Here is a 2,351-nt window from a genome sequence, read left to right as displayed (position 1 = left end):
CATGGTGTTTCTTTACTACATCCACAGCCACTCATAGTTATACCCATTAAAAAAATTTATAAACTTTGAATATTAGAATCCCTATAGTTACTATAGAGTCAAGATTTTTTGGAAATACCAACTCAATGCATTTAAAAATTGGTGAACTCTCTAAAAAAACCTCATGTTCAGTATTAACAATTAGGTTTTATGAAAAGGAAGGTTTAATTCCAGAACCAGAAAGAACGGAAGGAAATTACCGCCTTTACGATGTAGGCTATGTTGAGCGAATTAAATTTATTTTGAATTGCCGAACTTTAAATATGAGTTTGAATGAAATTCGTCAATTACTTACCTATAAAGACAAACCTGAGAAAAATTGTTCAGGGGTGAATGAATTAATTGACTTACATGTCAGTGCTATCAGAGAAAATATAATCAAGCAACAAAAGCTTATTGAACAACTATCTGATTTAAGAGGTACTTGTGATGGTTTATGTACAATTGACCAATGTGGAGTTTTAAAAAATCTAGCTTGATTATCTAGACCTATGCTTTTTTCAAAAACTCTGTATATCTTTACTTAAGGCTGCAAAAAGTTTAAGGTTACTCAAATTCTGTGATCAGATCTTTGATAGATCTGGACAGCTTCTTTATTGGTGTTTTAAATACAGATTTGTGTATGAAGAGAAAAACATTTCTAATCCAGATATTGGTACTCTTATTCACATTCCAGAATATTTGGAGTGTGGCAGAGGCCGCGTGTCTGCATGAAATGCCAAACATACCCAATTCAATACTCTCTAATCCAATCGATTTAGACGAAAAGAGTGATAGTCCTCGTCAAGCACTTTATTCCCTAGAAAACTATAAAGAAATCTATGACTATTGTCAGAAGGTTTGTTTTAACGAAAAGTGCAGTCATTTCTCAAATACAATCGTGATTCAGATTGACCCACCCGATGATCTGAAGCTTAAAGCTGATTTTGAGACCGGCATTACCCCAACTTATTTGGGAATAACTTTTTATAAATCCCCTTATCTGAATCAATTAACCCCGCCTCCCGATTTGCCCCTACTATTGGTGGGGTAGTCTTATAAAAGCCCACCACTCCTAATTTCATTATGCGTGGGGCATTTTCATGTCAAAAAACAAATTACATCAGGATACCTCCATCCTGAATTTATCCTGGTCAGCCTTAGGTAGCGGTATCTTGCTATCTGCAATGATCAGCATCAGTACTTCCGTAGTCGCCAGTACTCAAGATTTAACGCTGCAGCAAGCTATTGAGCAGGTTAACCAATATCAAGCGTCCCAAAATTTCTGGGAAACGCAAAATAGTATTAATGCCACGAATCTTCAGCAAAGTAAGCTGTTTAAAAATCCTGAATTGTCAGTTGAACAAACGGGCTTTGGTTCAAATAATGAAAAAGAGCTTGCCATTGGCATATCACAACCCTTGGATATTTTTGGTGAGCGAAAAGCAAACCAAAAATTAGCCAGTCTCTCTACAGATAAAACAGCACTGAAGCAGAAGATTTATCAAGCGCAAATTGAGCTTGCGGTGAAATATGTATGGTCACAACTGGCCATTGCTGAACTTGAAAGAAACATTGTCAATGAACAACTTCGGGTGAGTGAAGAAAACCTTAAAGCGATCGAGAAGCGCTTTACTGCGGGCGGTATCGCGCAAGTAGATGTGAATCGCGCACGTTTAAGTCATGCTGAAAATATACGCCTTTTTAGACAGGCAGACTTACAGGTACAAGTGGCCACCCAACAATTATCAAATTTATGGGGTACGTCTGATAAGTCATTGCAGGTAAACCTCTCTTCACAAAAGCTCTGGCCAAAATCGACTCATGGACAGGTTCAAGAATATTTAGCGGAAAACTACGTTGAGAAATATCGAGCTTTACTGGTATTAGAGTCTCAAGCAACGGTTGATCAACTAAGAGCAAAGGCACGTCCTAACCCCACTTTAAACCTAGGTGTCAACCGCACCCAATCCTTGGAAAACTCCACACAAAATCAATTAGTAGTCGGAGTTAGTGTACCGCTTAATATTTTCGATCGTCAGCAAAATGGCATAAAAATCGCGCAAGAAAAAATGAACTTATTAGAGCGTCAGAAAGAATTTTATCTGAAGCAAAATGCGCTGCAAATAGGCACAATTTTAACCGAGTTGCAGGGTTTAGAGCTGCAATTCAAAGTCGTTGACGAGACTCAAATTCCTTTGGCGACTCAAGTTCAAAGTAAGACGCTACAAGGTTTCTTGGCAGGCAAGTTTGCTTTAACCGATGTTCAGCAAGCCACGCTTCAATTACAAGACATCCGTCTGCGTAAAGTCCAGTTGTTACGGGATGGCTGG

The 2,351-nt window shown here is 38.2% G+C and carries 3 protein-coding genes; all 3 read left to right on the top strand.

Features of this window, described 5'->3' with window-relative positions; genetic code table 11:
• Positions 1-125: 125 nt before the first annotated feature.
• Positions 126-518 carry a Cd(II)/Pb(II)-responsive transcriptional regulator gene (gene cadR / locus SE27_RS13125; RefSeq protein WP_039624321.1) on the top strand — a complete coding sequence of 131 codons (393 nt, stop codon included), beginning with the start codon at positions 126-128 and terminating at the stop codon, positions 516-518.
• A gap of 143 nt (positions 519-661) precedes the next feature.
• Positions 662-1,072, top strand: a complete 411-nt coding sequence (locus SE27_RS13120) for a hypothetical protein (protein ID WP_039624319.1) — start codon at positions 662-664, stop codon at positions 1,070-1,072.
• A gap of 49 nt (positions 1,073-1,121) precedes the next feature.
• Positions 1,122-2,351: TolC family protein (locus SE27_RS13115; RefSeq protein WP_455550026.1), on the top strand; the 1,230-nt coding region annotated here is incomplete at its 3' end.

Origin of the sequence: Acinetobacter harbinensis (assembly GCF_000816495.1) — a bacterium.
Taxonomy (GTDB): Bacteria; Pseudomonadota; Gammaproteobacteria; order Pseudomonadales; family Moraxellaceae; genus Acinetobacter; species Acinetobacter harbinensis.
The sequence above is the reverse complement of the archived record's forward strand: the minus strand, read 5'-3'. Positions and strand labels throughout refer to the sequence as shown.

What these genes read in the sequence shown, in the direction of transcription:
- cadR (WP_039624321.1), top strand. Translation starts at nt 126, where the DNA reads ATGCATTTAAAAATTGGTGAACTCTCTAAAAAAACCTCATGTTCAGTA.
- SE27_RS13120 (WP_039624319.1), top strand. Translation starts at nt 662, where the DNA reads ATGAAGAGAAAAACATTTCTAATCCAGATATTGGTACTCTTATTCACA.